The organism is Enterococcus pallens ATCC BAA-351, assembly GCF_000407485.1.
Taxonomy (GTDB): Bacteria; Bacillota; Bacilli; order Lactobacillales; family Enterococcaceae; genus Enterococcus_A; species Enterococcus_A pallens.
In genome coordinates, this window is the sequence record NZ_ASWD01000003.1 from 310,689 (window position 1) to 329,403 (window position 18,715).

Below are 18,715 nucleotides of genomic sequence, written 5' to 3' on the forward strand. Positions count from 1 at the left end.
TAAGAATCATTATAATTTATCGCTACAAGTTTCGCAAGTGATTCTCAATTAGTTTTTCAAACGAATTTCGCCGGGTTCTTGAATGATCAATTTTTCTTTTAATAGATGGCCAATTGCACGCTTAAACTGCCCCTTGCTGATACCAAACATTTGCTTGATTTCCTCTGGGTCAGATTTGTCCCAGACTGACAAACGATGATCGTCTTTTCTTTGCAGCATTGTCAAAATCATGGCAGCATCATCATTAATTACTTCGTGGGCCCGCGGCTTTAAGGACATGTTTAACGCTCCATCTGGACGAACGCCGATAACACGAGCTTCGACAGCTTCGCCAAGACGCGGTTCTTGATACCGCTCTGAAGGATGGATAAAGCCAATATAAAAGTCTTCTGTCAGCAAGTAAGAACCTGCCACCTTCAAACGGTAAACGATGCCTTTTTTGTTCTCGTTTTGCATTTCAGCGGTTCCTTTACGGCTCAGAGAATGGAAAATCGTCTCATCAGCCAAGGTTCCCCACATGCGTTCCTTTTCATCTACTCGTAGGGTAATCATTAAATAGTCGCCTTTTTTAGGCCAAAGCTCTTTCATCGATGGCAACTCATCTAAAGAAACGACAACGTCCTTGTCAGGCAAGCCAATATCAACAAAGGCACCTAAATCTCTACGTACATTGGTCACTTCACCAAAGGCATAATTGCCCATACGGATTTTAGGCAGGTTTGTAGTAAAAATGGCTTCCTTTTTCTGATTGATGTAGCCGAAGCCTTCCACTGCATCACCAATTTTGTGCTCCTGATCGCTGACTAAACGGAAGGTTACGCCATTTTTTTGAACAAAATAGGTTGCTTCGTTTTCGTCCATGATCAGAGCTGTAAAGACCCGTCCAATTAATTCATTCATGTTTGTTCTCCTTTTTCTTATGGGCTCCAGTTTAGAACCCAATTAGGTTCATAGATAAAGCCAGGGAAATTCTTCCCCGGCTTGCTCGTCTAGTTTCCGCCATTTCCTCTAAACCAACCAGTTTTACAGTTGATTGTAACGACATACATTGGTAAATCGGATGGACTCAAATTTTTGGTTAACGGCGCCTGATTTGAAGTAGCATATAGGTTGTAATACCCTTCGCCATTCTCAATCCGGGCCGGCTCAACATAATATCCGCCTTCGGTAATATATCCACGGCTCAGACAGGTTTGAATAACCTTTTCCTTCACGCCAGGATTCCAGCCCCAAGCAGCATTGCTTAAATCGGCAGTCTGACTTTCATCAGTGCCCATGATTGGCTGATTTGCACCGCCGGAATTCGTTGTGGTATTTTGACGTTCTTGAGCGGCTTTTTCCTGCTCAGCTTTTTCTTGAGCGGCTTTTTCAGCTGCCAGACGTTCTTCTTCCGCTTTTTTCTCTTTTTCAGTAAGGGCATCATCAACCTTTTTCAAATCCGCCTTTTGCGTTTCTACCAATGCTTGGTTCGCTACTGCATTAATAGCATCGTTGGCTGAATTATATTGGTCTCTGGTAATCCCCTCTAAAACATTGCCGTCTTGAATCACTTGGCTGAGCGCCTTCTTGGCTGCTTCAATCTTTCCATATTGGTCCTTGGCTTGTGTAACCGCCTGATTCAGCAGCTCATTAAAGCTTTGGTCACTAGTATTAATCGTTACATCCACTGGCTGGTCCGCTTTTAACTGCAGGTTGTCAGCTAATTTATCGCCATTAATTGCTGGGGCAGTAAACAGCAGGTTCACTTTTTGGATGCTGTTCATCTTATCTAACAAACGTTGATAGGATGTATTCAGATCATCGTAACGTGAACTATCCTTGTGCTTGGCAATCTCTTCAGCCAGCTTGCTGGTGTTTTGACCAACCTTATCTGCTTTGACAAAGACATGCTTATCGTCGGTGTAAAACTCTTGGATAGTTTCTTCTAGAGCATCAATCTCTTTGTTTTCCTTTTTAACAGCGGCAATTCGTTGTGCTTCGGCTTCTTTCTCTGTGTGATAATAGTAGCCTCCGCCAATTCCCAGTACCACCACGGCCGCTAAAGTGATGTACCACTTCTTGCGACTCTTTTTAGGTGGCTGGTTATCGCCTGAGCTGGTGTTTCCATTATCGCCATTGGCTGCTTGAGGTTCCGCATCTGATTCAGAGGTTTGTGAAGCTTCTGCTGCAGGCGACACTACAGGCTCTGGCTCAATCGGAAGCGCTTTGTCAAGGATTGGTGTCTTCTCTGTTGCTGGTTCACCTTCTGGAACAACTGCTTCTGGTTCTTCAGCCTTAGCTTTTTCTTCTGAATCTTTTGCTTCTAAGGCTTCTTCTTTTACTGGTTGAACATCTCTTCTAGGAATGTATTCCCCGCGATGTTCACGAATATATTGTGCCAAAATTGGATTTGTATCGTCCGCATTATCTTCGGTTTGGGTTTTCTCGTTATCTTCCGTCTCGCCTGCTTCATCTTCAGCAAACATTTCCTGGACAGATTCAACTGACATCTGAGACAGCTCAGACCATTCAATCTCATCGTTTTTATCTTTGGACAAAGTGTCATCTGTTGACACTAAGGAAAAACCACAATTGGGACAAGTTTCTAATCCGTCGACAGGTTCAAATCGGCAGTTAGGACATTTATGCAATTGAAATCGGCTCCTTTTCTCAATCTTACGCCTTAATCTACCACAACTTTCCCCTAGTTCCAATAACTTCCCGGCTATTTTAACTAAAAAAACAAAAAAAGGCTGGTTAATTCCTTAACTTGTTGTTTTCAAAGGAATTTCAAGGTGCTGGATAACCTAAATAACGTCATTAACGGATCACTAATTGCAAAAGCATGGTCTTGACTGCTATTTCGTATAGTGGGAAGTATTTTTCAAAATACGAAAAATGTCCTTATTCTCTTGCGCATATCATTCTGCTAAACTGCTTGGTTCTTTGTTTTGCTAAATTTTTAATATCGTTATTCTCTAATTGCGTACTGTGAAAAGCAGAAGTGACTGCTATTTCGTATAGTGGGAAGCATTTTTCAAAATACGAAAAATGACTCTTATTCTCTTGCGCGTATCATTCTGCTAAACTGCTTGGTTCTTTGTTTTGCTAAATTTTTAATGTCGTTATTCTCTAATTGCATACTGCGAAAAGCAGAAGTTACAAAAAAAAGACCTCTGTCAAAACGACAAAGGTCTGGTAAAATGCTTATTCTAAGAAATCTTTTAATTGTTTTGAACGAGATGGGTGGCGAAGCTTGCGTAGTGCTTTGGCTTCGATCTGACGAATACGTTCCCGTGTTACGCCAAATACCTTACCCACTTCCTCCAAAGTACGAGTACGTCCATCATCTAAACCGAAACGCAGACGCAGGACATTTTCTTCACGGTCAGTCAAGGTGTCTAGAACATCTTCAAGCTGTTCCTTCAACATTTCAGAAGCCGCATGTTCTGCTGGGCTGGTTGCTTCCTGGTCTTCGATGAAATCACCTAAATGAGAATCGTCTTCTTCACCGATTGGCGTTTCTAAAGACACAGGCTCTTGAGCAATCTTCAGGATTTCACGAACCTTTTCAGTTGGCAGATCCATTTCTGCACCGATTTCTTCTGGTGATGGTTCCCGACCTAAATCTTGCAGCAATTGACGTTGCACCCGAATTAATTTATTAATTGTTTCAACCATGTGAACCGGAATACGGATGGTTCTAGCTTGGTCGGCGATCGCCCGGGTGATTGCCTGACGAATCCACCAAGTCGCATAAGTTGAGAACTTGAATCCTTTACGGTAATCAAACTTTTCAACAGCCTTCATTAAGCCCATGTTACCTTCTTGGATTAAATCTAAGAACTGCATGCCGCGACCAACATAGCGTTTCGCAATACTTACTACTAAACGCAGGTTGGCTTCAGCCAAACGCTGCTTCGCTTCTTGATCTCCTTGCTCAATTAATAGAGCCAATTGAACTTCTTCTTCAGCGGTCAGCAATGGCACACGGCCGATTTCTTTTAAATACATACGTACAGGGTCATTGATTTTTACACCAGTAGGGGCAGATAAATCTTCCACTTCTGCAGCTTTAGCTGTTTTTTCATTTTGCTTTAAGCTGGCTTTAGAAGGTTCACCATTTTCGTCCACTACACTGATTCCGGCATCTTCAACCTTTTGGATTAATTGGTCCATTGCTTCTGCATTTAAGGAAAAAGGTGTAGCCAATCGATTGGTTAATTCATCATATACAACTTGTCCAAGAGGTTTTTTCTCTTTAAGAAGTGCTGCTAAAGCTTTTTGGTACTCTGTGTTGTTTTTTACGTCTGCCATTAAATAAATGCCCCTTTCACATTTAGGCTTGTTTCAAGCGCTTCGTCAATTCGATAATTTGAATCGTTAATTCTAATTCCCGCTGCTGGTTTCCCGTTTTTCTAGCTTCCAGCTGCTCTTTTTGCCGTTGTTTAATTTCATCAGCGATGCTAGATTGGGCAATCACCTGCATTAAGTCATAGATTTCACGTTCATTGCTATCTTCTGACATTTGCAAAACGGAAATATCGATAACTAACTGCTTCATCGAGTCTTCCTTTAGATAGTTCAAAAAGTCCGCCAAAACGAACTGTCCATGAACCATCATATAACTATCTAAGTACAGTAGCAACTCTTGATAGCGATCATGGATAAATTGAAATTCCTGCTGCACCAGCTGTTCTCGAACATTGGTCTCATTCATCGCCCGATAAATCAGCATCCGTTCAGCCTTTTCCTGCTGGGAAAGTACTGTTTTGGGTGCGGCAGTTACGGTTCTTTGCGGCGCTTGCTGCCGACGCTCCATTCGTGAAGCCTGGCGGGCCTGGCGCAATTGCTGCTTTAAGCTTTCTCTGGTCAAATTAAAGTCATCCGCCAGCTGACCAAGATACAAATCCTGCTCCACTGGTGATTGAACCTTTACCAATTCGTCAACTAACCCATTCAAATAAGTTAATCGGTCATTTTCATTGTCTAAATTGATATCCTTCTTGCGGTAATGCATCTGAAAAACAAAAGGCGTCTGACGACCATGCTGCAATAAATTCCGCAGCTCCTCTGCTCCGTACTTGCGCAGGTATTCATCAGGGTCCATTTTTTCAGGAATAGTTACCGCTGAGAGAGACAACCGGCTGTGGGCTCCTAAAATCGCTAAGGCGCGATCCGTAGCGGCCAATCCTGCCTGGTCACCGTCATAGGCGACAATTACATGATTTGTAATACGTTCAATTGCCATAATCTGCTGCTCAGTCAAGCTGGTTCCCATAGAGGCCAAACCGATTTTGATATCTGCCTGCCAAGCGGCCAGCACATCCATGAATCCTTCAAATAAAATAGCTTCGCCTTGTTTACGAATCTCGTTACGGGCTTTATCGAAGTTAAATAATACTTCCCGTTTGTTGAATAATTCGGTTTCTGGCGAATTCAAGTATTTAGGCTGCTCATCTCCAGGAAAATCTTTGGTTTGCAGCAAACGTCCGGAAAAACCAATCGTTTTGCCACGGGCGTCGTTTAGTGGAAACATGACCCGCTGATAAAAACGATCGCTAAAGCTTCCATCGTCTCGCTGGATAAATAGTCCGCTGCGTGCCATAACATCTTCTGGTACCCGATCCTTGCGACAAATCTGGACCAGAAAATCCCGCTGATTAGGCGCAAAGCCGATCTTAAATTCATCAATCAGCTGATCGCTCAATCCGCGCTTATGAAGATAGGCTAAGGCTTCTTCACCTGCTTTCGTATTTACCAAAATGTGATGATACAGGTCGCGAATTTTTTCATGGAGTGAAATCAGCGGCTGCAGCCGATTCGAGCTTTCCCCTGTTGGTTCAGTGGAAATTTCAACTCCCAGTGAGATCTGTTCCATGTCAGCAACTTTCTTAACTGATTCAGGAAAACTAAGGCCCTCCAGCTCCTGTAAAAAAGTAAAGACATTGCCGCCTTTGCCACAGCCGAAGCAATGGAAAATTTGTTTGTCTTCTACCACAGAAAAGGATGGTGTTTTCTCTTCATGAAACGGACAAAGTCCCACATAATTCTTGCCTGACTTCTTCAACTGAACATACTGTCCAACGACTTCAACAATGTTCGTGCGCTCACGAACCTCATCAATTACTTCCTGTGGAATCCTTTGTGCCAATTCACATCACCTGAGCTCTTCAAAAAATACGATAACAGCTACAAAAATCGCCCCAATTTATTTCCTAATCAGAGCGATTTTTAAGGCAAAGTTATACAAATATCAGTATAGCATATTTCCAGTATTTTTCAAGTTTTCCCGATCATTTTTGGATCATGTGAAACCAATCTACCAGCTTTTCATTCATAGCGACAATATCGGCGTAAAACATGTTGCCGCCGTCACTGTAAAGGTAGCCGCCGTTGTATAAAAGGGACTGCAATTTTACATAGCGGTATTGATTTTGAGTACTGTTTCCAAGTCCCGGTGATAAGACGTCTCGGGAGTACTTTTCAGCCAGCTCAACAGTATTTTTGCCACCGTTATTTTTCACGTATTCAATATATTGGAATCCATAATTGTAGGCTTGAATCGCCGTTGATAAGTCACAGCCGGCCTGCTGAGCCAGCTGGTAGCTTTCGGCAAAATGCTCCACCCCATATTCGATACTTTCTTGTTGCGAGGTGATTTGGCCCCGGCTGCCATACGCACTTTCGGAGCTTTGCATTAGATCAGTGCCAATCCCCTTTGATTCGGTATACATGATGCCTAAAATAGTATTAGTGAATTCCTGTACCCCATGCTCCTGGGCAACAGTTTCCACCTCTTCTCGGTGTTCGTTAACATTTTTAGTAAACTGATACGTTCGGTAACCAATAAAAAGACCTAGCAAAATAACTGCCAGTAGGAGTATGCTTATTGTATATTTCAAAAATTTTCTAAAAAATTTCATTTGATTTCATCCAGACTATTTCTTCATTTCCTTTATAGTACAAGATGTAAATCGACTTTTGAAAGTGAATCACAAGCATTTTATATTTCTTTAATCATTCGTAAAAAAGCGTTAATTTTCAGCGATATCCTAATTGTTGTTCAACTTTACCAAAAATCGGTATACTGATAGGAGTAGGTGATGTTTTGAAGAGTGAAAAGAAAACAGCGAGTATGACAGACGGCTCGCAAATTTATTATGAAATTTATGGAAATGGCCCTGCTCTCTTCCTGCTTCACGGCAATGGCGGAAGCGGCAGGTATTTCTCTAAACAAATTAACAGCTTTTGCAAGCACTTCAAGGTGTTTGTGGTTGACAGCCGCGGGCACGGCCGATCCACTAATACCCAAGCGGAGACTAGTTTTCAGCTAATGGCTGAGGATTTGCTGCATATTATGGAGGACGAGCAAATTGCTCAGGCGGACCTGCTGGGCTTTAGCGATGGTGCAAACTTGGCAATGGTATTTGCCGCAATGTTTCCTAAACGAGTAGATCATTTGATTCTCAATGCTGGAAATACAGTACCTAGTGGGATTCGACTCCTGCCGCATCTGGCAAGCTATGTACAATACGCCATTGTTTGGCTGGGGGCTTTCGTAGATAAAGGCATGCGGGATTTTTTGCCGATTTTACGACTGCTGTTTCGTGACATTGGTCTGTCCACCCAAGATTTAGAACAAATAGACGCACCCACCTTAGTAATTGTTGGCAAGCATGATGTGGTGAAAACGCAGCATTCCATGTACATCGCCCGCTCGCTTCCCAATGCCAGCTTTGCAATTGTATCTGGTCAGGGACATATGTTTGCCCGCAGGAACCCTAAGCGTTTCAATCAAGAGGTGCTAGAATTTTTATTGGAAGAGCGGAGTGATTAAGTGAAAACAATGATAAACTGGTTTCAAGCCCATGCCAAAAAGCTGAAAACAATTTTCCTGCTTTCAGTCATTGTGATTGTAGGCGTTGAATTAGGTAACATTGGAAAAACGATCTCTTTTGATCAATTAGGAACCATATTTAGTGATATCAATAAAGGAAACATTGTCCTAATGGCTTTGATTTCCTTAATAACCATTACCCCGATGTTTGGCTACGATATTGTGCTGAACAAATTATTGGATCAAAAACCGAAGCTGAGTTATTTATTGGAAACTAGCTGGTTGATTAATACCTTAAATAATATCGCCGGCTTTGGTGGATTTATCAGCGCCGGACTGCGCTCAGAATTTTACGGGAAGGATTCTTCTGGCAAAAAAGTGGTCCAGGCCTTATCTAAGATTTTGGTTTTTACCATGTCTGGACTGTCTATTTTTGCCTTGATTTCCTTTTTCTTAGTGATTTTTGATCAAACCAATCCGTACCTTAAGCAGTACTGGATTTGGTTAATTGGCGGCGGCTTGTATTTTCCGATCGTTTTTGGTCTGAGTGTCTTTGGTAAAGGTGAATATTTGGGCGACTTGAAAAACAAGGAGCGGCTGCAATTAGTGGGGACCTCCTTCCTAGAATGGACCGGGGTTTTAACTGCCTTTATCTCAACCGGCTTGCTTATGGGGATTCACATGAATATTCTGCAAGTCATTCCGTTATTCATAGCCGCTACCGTTATTGGGATTGTCTCCATGATTCCAGGAGAGCTGGGCAGCTTTGACTTAATGATGATTATTGGTCTGTCGGCCCTAGGTATTAATCGAGAAACTGTGGTAGCCTGGATTTTGCTTTATCGGCTGTTTTACTACATTATTCCTTTCTTAATCGGGATCGTATTGTTTATCAAAAATGTCGGTACTACTTTAAATGGACGGTACAATAATATTCCGCTGGATCTTTTGAAGGAGCTCTCACATAAACTAGAAACCTTCTTCCTGTATTTCACAGGGATTATGCTGGTTCTGTCTGCAACTATTCCAGAGGCCTTTATTCGCTTCCGCTTCCTGCAGCAGTTGAATCCGCTTCGCTCGCGGGTCATTGTGGTGTTTCCGGCAATTTTATTAGGCTTTTTGTTGATTATTGCTGGACGAGCAGTTTCAGCTCGCGTTAAACGGGCCTATTATCCCACCATTCTTTTAATCATTTTGACAGGACTGTATTCTATGCTGGCTGGGCTCCATATTTCCAGCGCTATTTTCTTAGTTTTATTGCTGCTGTTCGTTATTTTCTCCAAAGGCGAGCTTTATCGCGAACAGCTAGTTTATTCAGCGGAATGGCTGACAATTGACGGGATTATCGGTGGCAGTTTAACTCTTTTGTATATCGTTATTGGGGTGTACAATAGTCCAACCATTCATCATCGGCATCACTTGCCGGAATTTTTCTTATTCCCTAGTGAACGCATTTGGATGACTGGTTTTATTGCGATTTTGATTGTTTCAATGATCGTATTGTTATTCGTTCGCTTCCTGAAAGGCAAACACGTGAAAATTGGTGAAGCCTTGGATGAAGAGCGTGTACAAGCAATTTTAACTACCTATGGCGGCAATCCTGACAGTCAACTGGTTTTCTTAAAGGATAAAGAAGTGTTTATTTACAATGACGGTGAGGAAGATACGGTCTATTTCCAGCTGGCAACCTTTAACAATAAGCTGCTGGTGATGGGTGATCCTTCTGGTAAAAAGGAAGACTTCGAAGCAGCCACCGAGGCCTTGATTCAAGAAGCTGACCTATACAATTATTTGCCGGTCTTTTACGAAACCAGTGAAGAAATGGTGATGACTCTGCATGAATTCGGCTATGATTTTATCAAGTTCGGTGAAAAGGCTCATGTGCATTTACCTGAATTTACTTTAAGCGGCAAGAAAATGAAGGGGCAGCGGGCCAGCTTCAATAAAAACATCAAACAAGGCTATCATTTTGAAGTATTGCAGCCGCCCTTTGATGCCATCACCATGGAGCAGCTGAAAAAGATTTCTGATGAATGGTTGAATGGCCGCAAGGAAAAAGGCTTCTCCCTGGGATTCTTTTCGGAGGATTACCTGCAGCGAGCACCGATTGCTGTTGTCAAAGATGCCGAGGAGCAGATTGTGGCTTTTGCTAATTTCATGCCTACCTATACCCAAGAAATCGGCACGATTGACTTGATGCGCCATAGTCCTTCCCAGGCACCAGGAGGCACAATGGACTTCTTGTTTATCAACCTATTTGAATACATGCGCGATCAAGGGGTTCAGTATTTCGATTTGGGTATGGCGCCTTTAGCTAATGTCGGCACCTCCCGTAAGAGCTTTATCCAGGAACGAATTGCTTACCTTGTTTATAACTTTGGCTCTCGTTTTTATTCCTTCGGCGGCTTAAAGGAATACAAGGACAAATACGCCACTGAATGGATACCTGAGTATGTGCTTTACTCTCGGGACAGCTGGATTGGTTATGTGATGATTGCTCTGCTGATCACTGACAATGCACCAGTACAGGCTCAAGCTCGCTATCGGGGACTTAAGCGACTGATGCTACGAGAGTAAGCGAGGTGGAAAGATGGATTTAGTGATTCAACCAGTAAACGAGAAAAACTGGCGGCAAGTGGTTCAGCTGCAAGTTCAGCCGACTCAACAGGACTTTATTGAAAGCAATGCTCAGTCGTTATTGGAAGCTGCTTACGATTACTCTTTGCACTGGCATCCTTTGGCTCTATACGATGCAGACTCTTTAGTAGGCTTTGCAATGATTGGTGCATTGCAGGAAAAAAGCATGTGGCTGGATCGAGTAATGATCGATCAGCAGTTTCAAGGACATGGCTATGGTAGGCAGTTTATCCCTTTGCTGCTGGATTACATGCAAAAAACTTACGACGTCGAACGGGTCTATTTAAGTGCTCATGAAGAAAACGAAAAGATCTTTGCTTATTATGAAAAGCTGGGATTTATTGACTCTAAAAAACATGATTCTGCCAACGGAGAACGGATTATGTATTATAAATTTTAAAAATAAACGTTGCCTTTTAAAGCAAGACTTGCTAGAATGAAGGAAATTAAACGGACACTTAAGCAAAAATCGCCGGGTTTTGCTTGGAGTAGTTGACTATCCCATAGGCCAATGGAGGATAGCAGCTACTCTTTTTTTTGGAGGTTATGAGGATGAAAGAACTTAGAGGGTATGTTACACGGAGTGTTTTTAGTACGTTAGGATTGTCTTTGTACATTTTAGCGGATACGTTTTTTATCGCAAATGGGGTCGGGGTATTAGGCTTGGCTGCTTTAAATATTGCCTTGCCCTTGTTTAATCTGTTAAGCGGTTTGGGTCTGCTTTTAGGAATGGGCGGCGCCACCTTATTTTCCTTGAATAAAGGAAAAAACAATTATTTCTCTCAGCTGATGGTAGCCGGAGCTGTAATTGGCTTATTCTTTACAGTACTTGGAATCTTTTTTGCCCAGCCGATTGCCGGTTTGTTGGGTGCCAGCAACGATACGATTGCTTATACAACCACTTATATGCGGTTTATTATGGTTATGGGACCATTTTTCATTCTCAATAACCTATGCTTAGCCTTCGTTCGCAATGATCAAAATCCGCAGCTGGCCATGAAGGCTATGATCAGCTCTAGTGTATTCAATATTGTTTTCGACTATGTGTTTGTATTCATTTTTCATATGGGAATGGCTGGCGCAGCTTTAGCGACTGTTTTATCCCCAGTGGTCAGCTTGTTGATTCTAAGTACGCATCGGAAGTTCCCCAAAAGGAAACTTGCTCTCAGCTGGGCCATCCCTCAGCTTGGAACAGTTTGGAAAAGTACGCAGCTAGGTTTGTCATCTTTCTTGGCTGAGATGAGTACGGGCGTCAGTATTTTAGTCTTTAACCAGGTGCTATTGTCTCTAAGCGGAGATATTGCAGTGGCAGCTTATGGTGTTTTGGCAAACGTATTGATTGTCGGTTTATCCCTTTTTACTGGAGTGGCTCAAGGGATTCAGCCGCTAGTCAGCAGAGCAGCCAGTATTAAGGACGATAAAACAATTCAACAAATTTTGCGCTACGGCTTGAAAATCAGCTTCAGCCTAGCCGTCCTTTTATATATCGTGCTTTTCTTTTTCAAGTATCCGATTATTCAGGTTTTCAATCGAGACAGCAATCAACTATTAACCGAGATTGCGGCGTTCGGCATTCCGATCTTCTTTCTATCGCTGTTTGCCTCCAGCTTCAATGTGGTCTTTAGTATTTTCTTTTCAGCTGTTGGTCAGGCAAAGCAAGCCTTCGTGCTGGCCTTGGCTCGCGGGTATTTTCTATTGATCCCCTTAGTAATTGTACTGGCCTACGGATTTAATTTGTTGGGGGTATGGATTAGCTTGCCGTTGACAGAACTAATCACCGTTGGCATGTCCTTTTTCTTTCTGCGTCAGTATCGGCAGCTGCATGTAAAAAAGGAACAGCAACCAAAAACGAACACAATTCGATAAACAGGTAAAAAGCTCGGGCTAATCGGTACTTAAAAAATGAAGTTGCAAGAATTAACCTTTGCTTTATTTTTCAATCACAAACAATTTTGCTGACAGTTACTTTTGGGCTTCTAGCCCTTTTAGTTGCTCAGAAAAAACAAGAATAAGAGGCTGTGACATTAGTCTTTTTAACAGATGGAATTCCGAACTATATTGTATTTGCGACTACGGTCCAGTAGGTCCTCGTCGCAAATCTACAATATTTAGTGTTTCATGCTAGATATCGTTCGTGAAATTCAGGTCTGTTTTTACTAATGTCACAATCTCTTTTCAATTGATCAATCGCTTTTCTAACCGATTTGCTCCATCACAAATTTAATTGCTCCTGCGGGATTTCGCGTCAATTTAATGTATTCCGCACCTTTTGTCGCAATCAGTTTTATTCCTAATTTATCTGTATCTTTTTTAATATCCTCATAATAAGAATTGACTTGAGGCGCTAAGACCACCAGATCAAAGCTCGGCATGATATCATAATGCGAGCCATAAGCTCCTGCTTTAGCAATGACATGGGCGCCTGTTTCTTTCGCACCTTCCTCCAAAGCGTTGGCCAACATTGCACTTGTTCCTGCTCCTGCACATAAAACCAGTACTTTCAAATCTTTCTCAGCGATATCGCCAGAATTCTCCACTCTTTCTTCAATAACAACCGACTCTTCACTGTCAACTAGGGCCGTGGCGTTCGCAGTAGATAACGTTGGCACAGCCTCCTCTAACTCGTCTATTTCCTCCACACGTTCGGCTTCCTGTGCAACGAGTACCTTATCGTAAGCTTTGCAGAAAGGGAAATAGATGGCAAAATCCACCAGTAACAGGACAATAGATAGGACGATCGAGATAGGTTGAAACCCGGTGTTCATGACTGTGCCAATGGGTCCTGGCGTGGCCCACGGCAGAACATACATAAATCCATTCATTCCTAAAACACTGATAAAGAATTTTCCAATCAATACATTGGCTACTGGTGCGATACAAAACGGGATTAAGAAATACGGATTCAAAATAATCGGCGCGGCAAACAATAAGGGTTCATTGACCGCAAACATCACTGGAATAATAGAAGCTTTTCCGACTGTTTTCAATTGTTTGGATCGCATAAATAGAATGAAAATGATTGGGACAATAAAGGTCGCCCCGGTTCCACCTAATTCACCAATAAAATTACCAAAATTTTCCGTCAAGGCATGTGTTGGATGACCACCCTCTGTAAAAATACGCAGGTTTGCTTCAGTGTTTCCATATAAAGCAGCTGATAATCCTGGTTTGACAACAGATGGTCCATGTACCCCGACAAACCAGAACAAAGGAATTAAGAACCAAATAAAGGCTAAGCCAAAATAACTTTCTGCTCCCGCAAACAAGGGGGAAAGCAACTTTGAAAATACTTCTCCAAAGGGTGCATTGATCGCTGTTCTAGCAGCAATATCAATAATGGCACAGGCTAGCACAGAAAATGAAAAAGGAAAAACATCTCTAAAATTCTGTGCTATTGTTCCTGGAACTTCCTTGGGCATTTTGATGGTAATGTCGCGAATGACACAAAATTTATACATATTGACTGTGATAAATGCCGAGATGAATGCCGATAAAATCCCTTTTGTTCCCATATAATCGGCTGCAAAAGCACCATCTGCCTTAGTGATTGCCAGCAATAGAAACCCACAGGTCGCTGCCAGCATAACCGAGGTTTCATTGATTACTTTTCCTTCAGGCATTTTACGATTCATACTGCCAGCTAAGCAACGAGCCGTCGTTCCTGCTACCAGCATTCCCACAATTCCCATCGTAAAATCATAGATTTTCCAAAGCCATTCTTCAATGCCGCTGGGCAATGTTAAGCCAAAGATAGGCGGAATGGCTGCACATAAGATAAATATACTTGAGAATAAAATGACGGGCATGGCTGCTAAAAAGCCATCTTTGATTGCCATTAGATAAATATTTTTGGAAATCTTTTGAAAAAACGCCTGTCGCTTCTCAATTTGTTGAATGATCACATTCATTTGTTTCCCCTCCTGCAAATCGCTTTAACGATATTTTTCTTGGTATAGCTCGATAAAGTCTTGTACTAAATCTCTTAGTAGCAATGTCGTCATTAAATGATCTTGTCCATGGATAAATATAAACCCTAATTCTAAGTCTTCCCCATTCGCCTCATTTGAAAGCACCTGCGTCTGTGCATTGTGAGCCAATTTAAGGTTTTCATCTGCTTCTTGCACTTTATTCTCTACGTTGGAAAAATTGCCAGCACGGATTTCTTTCAGCAAGCTCAACAGTGAACTGCGAGCATCTCCCGAATAGGCGACAATTTCAAAACCAAGCATTTGCAACTCATTTTTATTCATCTCAAAACCCTCTCCTAAATAATCGTTTTCGTTTCGCTAACAAATTTATACCAGTAGGCGGATTCCTTTGGATAGCGTTTTTGTGTTTCAAAGTCGACGTAGAACAAGCCGTATCGCTTGTTGTAGCCATTCACCCAAGAGAAAACATCCATCAATGACCAAATGAAGTAGCCCTTTACGTTTACCCCATCCTCAATCGCTTTGGCGATATAATTGAAATAACCGCGCAAGTAATCAATGCGATCGTCATCGAGAATAATGCCATCTTCGAACTTGTCCTTATACCCTAGTCCGTTTTCAGTGATATAAATTTTCTGATAGTTTGGATAATCTTGCTTGATGCGGACCAAAAGATCGTAAATACCTTCGGGGTAAATTAACCAATCCCAGTCCGTCCGCGGCAAGTCAGTTCGCTGAATCCGTTCACCAATTCCTTTAATCCGATAGACCTGTGTCCCTTTTTCGCCAGTGGTATTATAAAACATTTGGCTCTCATCGTTGTACGCTTTAACCCAATGACTCACGTAATTGTTAATTCCCAGGTAATCATTGCGGTTAGCTGCCTTCTTCATTTCAATAAAATCGTTTTCATCAATCGAAATACTGGTGTCGTTGGCTTCCAATATTTCGTTGATACAAGTCATTGTATGCTCCGAGTAATAGCCTAAATAAGTCGCATCCATCAAGAATTTTACAGATAGCGCATCATCTAACTCTGCAGCATGAACATCTTCTGGACTATCCGAAGCCGGATATTTGGGTTCTAAGGAATGAACCACCCCAATCTCACCTTCATAATCTCCCTCTTTAAAAATATTCACTGCTCGCGCATGAGCATACATCATGTTGTGCAGTGCTGTAATGGTTTTTTGCAGATCAAATTGAATTTCTGGTGGAAAAGCCCCGGTTAAATACTGATTGGTTGCCGCTGGATAAATCTCATTAAACGTGCTCCAATAGTAAACTTCCTTGAATTCATCAAAGCAAAACTTTGCATAGTTCACAAAGTGCTCGATGTTTTCACGATTTAAAAAGTCGCCCTCATCAAACAATGCTTTCGGTGTATCGAAATGATGAATCGTCACAAAAGGCGTGATTCCCTGCTTTTTACATTCTGCGAACACCTGATGATAATAGTCGACACCCTTTTGATTGATCTCCCCATACCCGTTAGGAAAAATCCGGCTCCAAGCAATCGACATGCGTAAACTGTCAATTTTAAATTTTTTGCATAACTCAATATCCACCGGATACTGATGATAAAAATCACTGGCTGGTTCAGCGGTATAACGTCCTTTTTCAACTAAAAACGTATCCCAAGCCACCGGTCCTTTTCCGTCTTTATCAATTGCCCCTTCTACTTGATAGGCGGCTGTTGCCCCTCCCATCAAAAAATCCTCTGGAAGCTTTCTTAATTCTGTCATTGTCTCTACTCCTTCTTTTCTTGTTTTAACTCAATAGTAAACAGGATTAGTATCCTTGTTCCTTAAGCATTCATAGCTATTCTGCATTTATAAAAGTCGTTGGATGTGAATAGTAAAATAAATCCGTTCATTTTGATTCAACGTCTTGCCTAAATGATTTTCGATCAGCTCATAAATCCGATTACCGATTTGATAAGCCTGCGGATAATCGTTTTTTAACGTCTCCTCGAAATTCAGCGAAAAAGGTTCCGTCTCATTTAAATCGCTCATCATTCGCTCTAAAAAATAGTTTAAATGGATCATTAATCGATCATAATAGTTCTTGTTTTTATCCGTTCGGCGAATACCTGAGGCTGATAGTTCCCCTTGAACCAGCGAGATTAATTCCTTTTCAACCCGATCATTGGATTGCTTACTAACAGACGACCCCTTCGCATTAATAAAATGCAAAGCCACTCGACCAATCTCATCCTGCGGAAAATCAACACCTAGCTTCTCTTTTATCAGGGTCAAAGCATCTTGGCCAATTTGATATTCCAAAGGATAATCGGATTTCATATCTGGCAAGCCTGCCTTTTCATACGTCCCTTTATTTAAATTTTGATAGCTTAAGTAGATGTGATCAGTTAACGTGACATAAATATACTCTTGGACCGGGTACTGATAATGACTGATCGCCCGTTCAATGATCTCGTATGAGGTGGTAATGAAATCTAACGGTATATCTTTTAATAAAGTAGAAAAGTTGTTTTGTGATTCTTCGTTTCTTAAAGTAAAGGTTCTTTCTACAGAACTTTCACTAACCAAATCGCCTTTTTTCTTTTGAAACGTTATTCCTGCTCCCATAATTACTGCTTGCTTATCGGAGGCATCTCTTACAATGGCTACGTTATTATTTAGAATTTTGATTATTCGGTACATATCTATCCCCCTTTCAAACAAAAAGAGACTGCAAACAGCAGATACGTTCCCTGAGGAATTTTGATCTACTATTCGCAGTCTCGCCTAATCAAGTTAGTAACGATCCACTAAATATTTTTTACAAGACAATCATAGCATGAATCCCCAAAAAAGTAAACGCTTTTTTGAACAAACAAACAATAAAAAACAAAAAATGTTGCTTGCTGTTAATTCCATTTCACCTTTTATCCGCATGATTGCTATTATTTCAAGCGTTTGAACCGATCACTTCAAAAAACAAAAAGTTTGTTTTTGTTCGAATCAAAAACATTTTTCCTAATCAGGATACAAAAAGGCTGCAAACCCCCGCTCTTTAAGAACGTTGCTTGCAGCCTTCAATTGATCCGATTGAAGCTCAGATCACTCGTTTATTTTTTACCGCCGAATGCATCTTTCACCTTGCCAAAGAAACCTTCATCTTTTTGTTCAGTCACTGTTTGACCACCCGCTTTAGCGAATGCGCGCAATGCTTCCCGCTGCTGATCGTTTAGGTTCTTCGGTGTGATAATTTGTACCGTTACCTGTTGATCGCCGGTAGAGTTGCCCCGTAATTTCGGTGCTCCCTTGCCCCGCAAACGGAACTTAGTGCCGGTTTGAGTGCCAGCTGGAATCTTCAACTTCACGTCACCGTGAACAGTTGGTACAGCTACTTCGTCTCCCAAGGCTGCCTGAACAAAGCTTAATGGTAAGGTATAGTAAATCTCTGAACCTTCTCGATCAAAGATATCACTTTGAGCTACCTTGAAGACTACGTATAAGTCACCATAAGGCCCGTTATTAACTCCAGCTTCCCCTTGATCAGCTAAGCGCATTTGTTGTCCGTCTTCCACCCCAGCAGGTACATTAACCTTCACAGTGTGAGGACGTTTTTCATGACCTGAGCCATGACAAGTTGGACATGGGTCTTTGATTTCTTTTCCGGTACCATGACAAACATCACAGGTTTGACGGCTCATTACCCGACCAAGTGGTGTTTGATGCTCGACATTAATGGTTCCTGAGCCATGGCACTTGTGACAAACAACTGGTTCAGTCCCTGGTTTTGCCCCGTTTCCGTGGCAAGTATGACAGACTTCTTCTCGGTTGTATTTAATTTCTTTTTCCACACCAAAAATAGCTTCTTCAAAATCCAAGTTGATTGAATACTGAAGATCCGCACCTTGACGTGGGGCATTGGGATCACCTTGTCGGCCACCGCCGCCGAAAAATGACTCAAAAATATCTTCAAAGCCAAAGCCAGCATTGCCAAAGCCGCCACCTGCACCGCCGAAGCCACCAAAGCCGCCTGCACCGCCACCAAAGTTCGGATCGGTTCCAGCGTGCCCGTATTGATCATAAGCTGCCCGTTTTTGAGGATCACTCAATACTTCATAGGCTTCAGAAATCTCCTTGAATTTATCTTCAGCATCAGCCTCTTTATTAATATCTGGGTGATACTGCTTGGAAAGCTTGCGGTATGCTTTTTTTATTTCATCATCCGAAGCCCCTTTTTGGACACCCAGGACTTCGTAATAATCGCGTTTGTTAGCCATTGGCTTCCCTCCATCTTTTTAACATCTTATGTATTGTATCACAATTCAAAATTGATACGAATATTTTCCCGGAATTTTTTGATCTAAAAGCCA

At 41.9% G+C, this 18,715-nt stretch carries 14 protein-coding genes; 4 read left to right on the top strand and 10 right to left on the bottom strand.

The window, feature by feature from the left end:
* Window positions 1-48: 48 nt before the first annotated feature.
* The 5 genes from I588_RS14045 to I588_RS14065 all read right to left on the bottom strand — a co-directional run bounded on the left by I588_RS14045 (window position 49) and on the right by I588_RS14065 (window position 6,905).
* A complete protein-coding gene (locus tag I588_RS14045) occupies window positions 49-900 on the bottom strand; it encodes a CvfB family protein (RefSeq protein ID WP_010759412.1) in 852 nt (283 codons plus the stop codon).
* A gap of 89 nt (window positions 901-989) precedes the next feature.
* A complete protein-coding gene (locus tag I588_RS14050) occupies window positions 990-2,630 on the bottom strand; it encodes a cell division site-positioning protein MapZ family protein (RefSeq protein ID WP_010759413.1) in 1,641 nt (546 codons plus the stop codon).
* Window positions 2,631-3,186: 556 nt separating this feature from the next.
* Entirely contained in the window at window positions 3,187-4,296 is a 1,110-nt protein-coding gene (gene rpoD, locus I588_RS14055) for an RNA polymerase sigma factor RpoD (RefSeq protein ID WP_010759414.1), read from the bottom strand.
* Between the two features lie 22 nt (window positions 4,297-4,318).
* The gene (gene dnaG / locus I588_RS14060) at window positions 4,319-6,133 is read right to left on the bottom strand and encodes a DNA primase (RefSeq protein WP_010759415.1); all 1,815 of its coding nucleotides are present in this window, start codon (window positions 6,131-6,133) and stop codon (window positions 4,319-4,321) included.
* Window positions 6,134-6,275: 142 nt separating this feature from the next.
* Window positions 6,276-6,905, bottom strand: a complete 630-nt coding sequence (locus I588_RS14065; RefSeq protein WP_010759416.1) for a lysozyme family protein — start codon at window positions 6,903-6,905, stop codon at window positions 6,276-6,278.
* 185 nt (window positions 6,906-7,090) lie between these two features.
* Here I588_RS14065 and I588_RS14070 point away from each other — a divergent pair, with 185 nt between their 5' ends.
* The 4 genes from I588_RS14070 (at window position 7,091) to I588_RS14085 (ending at window position 12,322) form a co-directional block, all read left to right on the top strand.
* Entirely contained in the window at window positions 7,091-7,819 is a 729-nt protein-coding gene (locus I588_RS14070; RefSeq protein ID WP_010759417.1) for an alpha/beta fold hydrolase, read from the top strand.
* Window positions 7,820-7,828: 9 nt separating this feature from the next.
* A complete protein-coding gene (gene mprF, locus I588_RS14075) occupies window positions 7,829-10,396 on the top strand; it encodes a bifunctional lysylphosphatidylglycerol flippase/synthetase MprF (protein WP_139243964.1) in 2,568 nt (855 codons plus the stop codon).
* A 13-nt stretch (window positions 10,397-10,409) separates the two neighbouring features.
* On the top strand, window positions 10,410-10,856 hold the full coding sequence (locus I588_RS14080) for a GNAT family N-acetyltransferase (protein ID WP_010759419.1): 447 nt from the start codon (window positions 10,410-10,412) through the stop codon (window positions 10,854-10,856).
* 152 nt (window positions 10,857-11,008) lie between these two features.
* Window positions 11,009-12,322, top strand: a complete 1,314-nt coding sequence (locus I588_RS14085) for an MATE family efflux transporter (RefSeq protein ID WP_010759420.1) — start codon at window positions 11,009-11,011, stop codon at window positions 12,320-12,322.
* A gap of 329 nt (window positions 12,323-12,651) precedes the next feature.
* On the opposite strand, the gene I588_RS14090 is transcribed toward I588_RS14085, so the two are convergent.
* From I588_RS14090 to dnaJ, 5 genes are all read right to left on the bottom strand, one after another.
* On the bottom strand, window positions 12,652-14,364 hold the full coding sequence (locus I588_RS14090; protein ID WP_010759421.1) for a PTS lactose transporter subunit IIBC: 1,713 nt from the start codon (window positions 14,362-14,364) through the stop codon (window positions 12,652-12,654).
* 24 nt (window positions 14,365-14,388) lie between these two features.
* A complete protein-coding gene (locus I588_RS14095; protein WP_010759422.1) occupies window positions 14,389-14,706 on the bottom strand; it encodes a PTS sugar transporter subunit IIA in 318 nt (105 codons plus the stop codon).
* A gap of 14 nt (window positions 14,707-14,720) precedes the next feature.
* Window positions 14,721-16,130, bottom strand: coding sequence for a 6-phospho-beta-galactosidase (gene lacG / locus I588_RS14100; protein WP_010759423.1), 1,410 nt, complete (start codon window positions 16,128-16,130; stop codon window positions 14,721-14,723).
* 87 nt (window positions 16,131-16,217) lie between these two features.
* Window positions 16,218-17,051, bottom strand: coding sequence for a PRD domain-containing protein (locus I588_RS14105; RefSeq protein WP_010759424.1), 834 nt, complete (start codon window positions 17,049-17,051; stop codon window positions 16,218-16,220).
* Window positions 17,052-17,458: 407 nt separating this feature from the next.
* Entirely contained in the window at window positions 17,459-18,622 is a 1,164-nt protein-coding gene (gene dnaJ, locus I588_RS14110; RefSeq protein ID WP_010759425.1) for a molecular chaperone DnaJ, read from the bottom strand.
* Window positions 18,623-18,715: the final 93 nt, after the last annotated feature.

Bases quoted from the DNA above. Each gene is read 5' to 3' on its own strand.
- I588_RS14095 (WP_010759422.1), bottom strand. From the start codon at position 14,706: ATGAATAAAAATGAGTTGCAAATGCTTGGTTTTGAAATTGTCGCCTAT.
- dnaJ (WP_010759425.1), bottom strand. From the start codon at position 18,622: ATGGCTAACAAACGCGATTATTACGAAGTCCTGGGTGTCCAAAAAGGG.
- I588_RS14065 (WP_010759416.1), bottom strand. From the start codon at position 6,905: ATGAAATTTTTTAGAAAATTTTTGAAATATACAATAAGCATACTCCTA.
- mprF (WP_139243964.1), top strand. From the start codon at position 7,829: ATGATAAACTGGTTTCAAGCCCATGCCAAAAAGCTGAAAACAATTTTC.
- I588_RS14045 (WP_010759412.1), bottom strand. From the start codon at position 900: ATGAATGAATTAATTGGACGGGTCTTTACAGCTCTGATCATGGACGAA.
- rpoD (WP_010759414.1), bottom strand. From the start codon at position 4,296: ATGGCAGACGTAAAAAACAACACAGAGTACCAAAAAGCTTTAGCAGCA.
- I588_RS14080 (WP_010759419.1), top strand. From the start codon at position 10,410: ATGGATTTAGTGATTCAACCAGTAAACGAGAAAAACTGGCGGCAAGTG.
- I588_RS14105 (WP_010759424.1), bottom strand. From the start codon at position 17,051: ATGTACCGAATAATCAAAATTCTAAATAATAACGTAGCCATTGTAAGA.
- I588_RS14090 (WP_010759421.1), bottom strand. From the start codon at position 14,364: ATGAATGTGATCATTCAACAAATTGAGAAGCGACAGGCGTTTTTTCAA.
- I588_RS14085 (WP_010759420.1), top strand. From the start codon at position 11,009: ATGAAAGAACTTAGAGGGTATGTTACACGGAGTGTTTTTAGTACGTTA.
- lacG (WP_010759423.1), bottom strand. From the start codon at position 16,130: ATGACAGAATTAAGAAAGCTTCCAGAGGATTTTTTGATGGGAGGGGCA.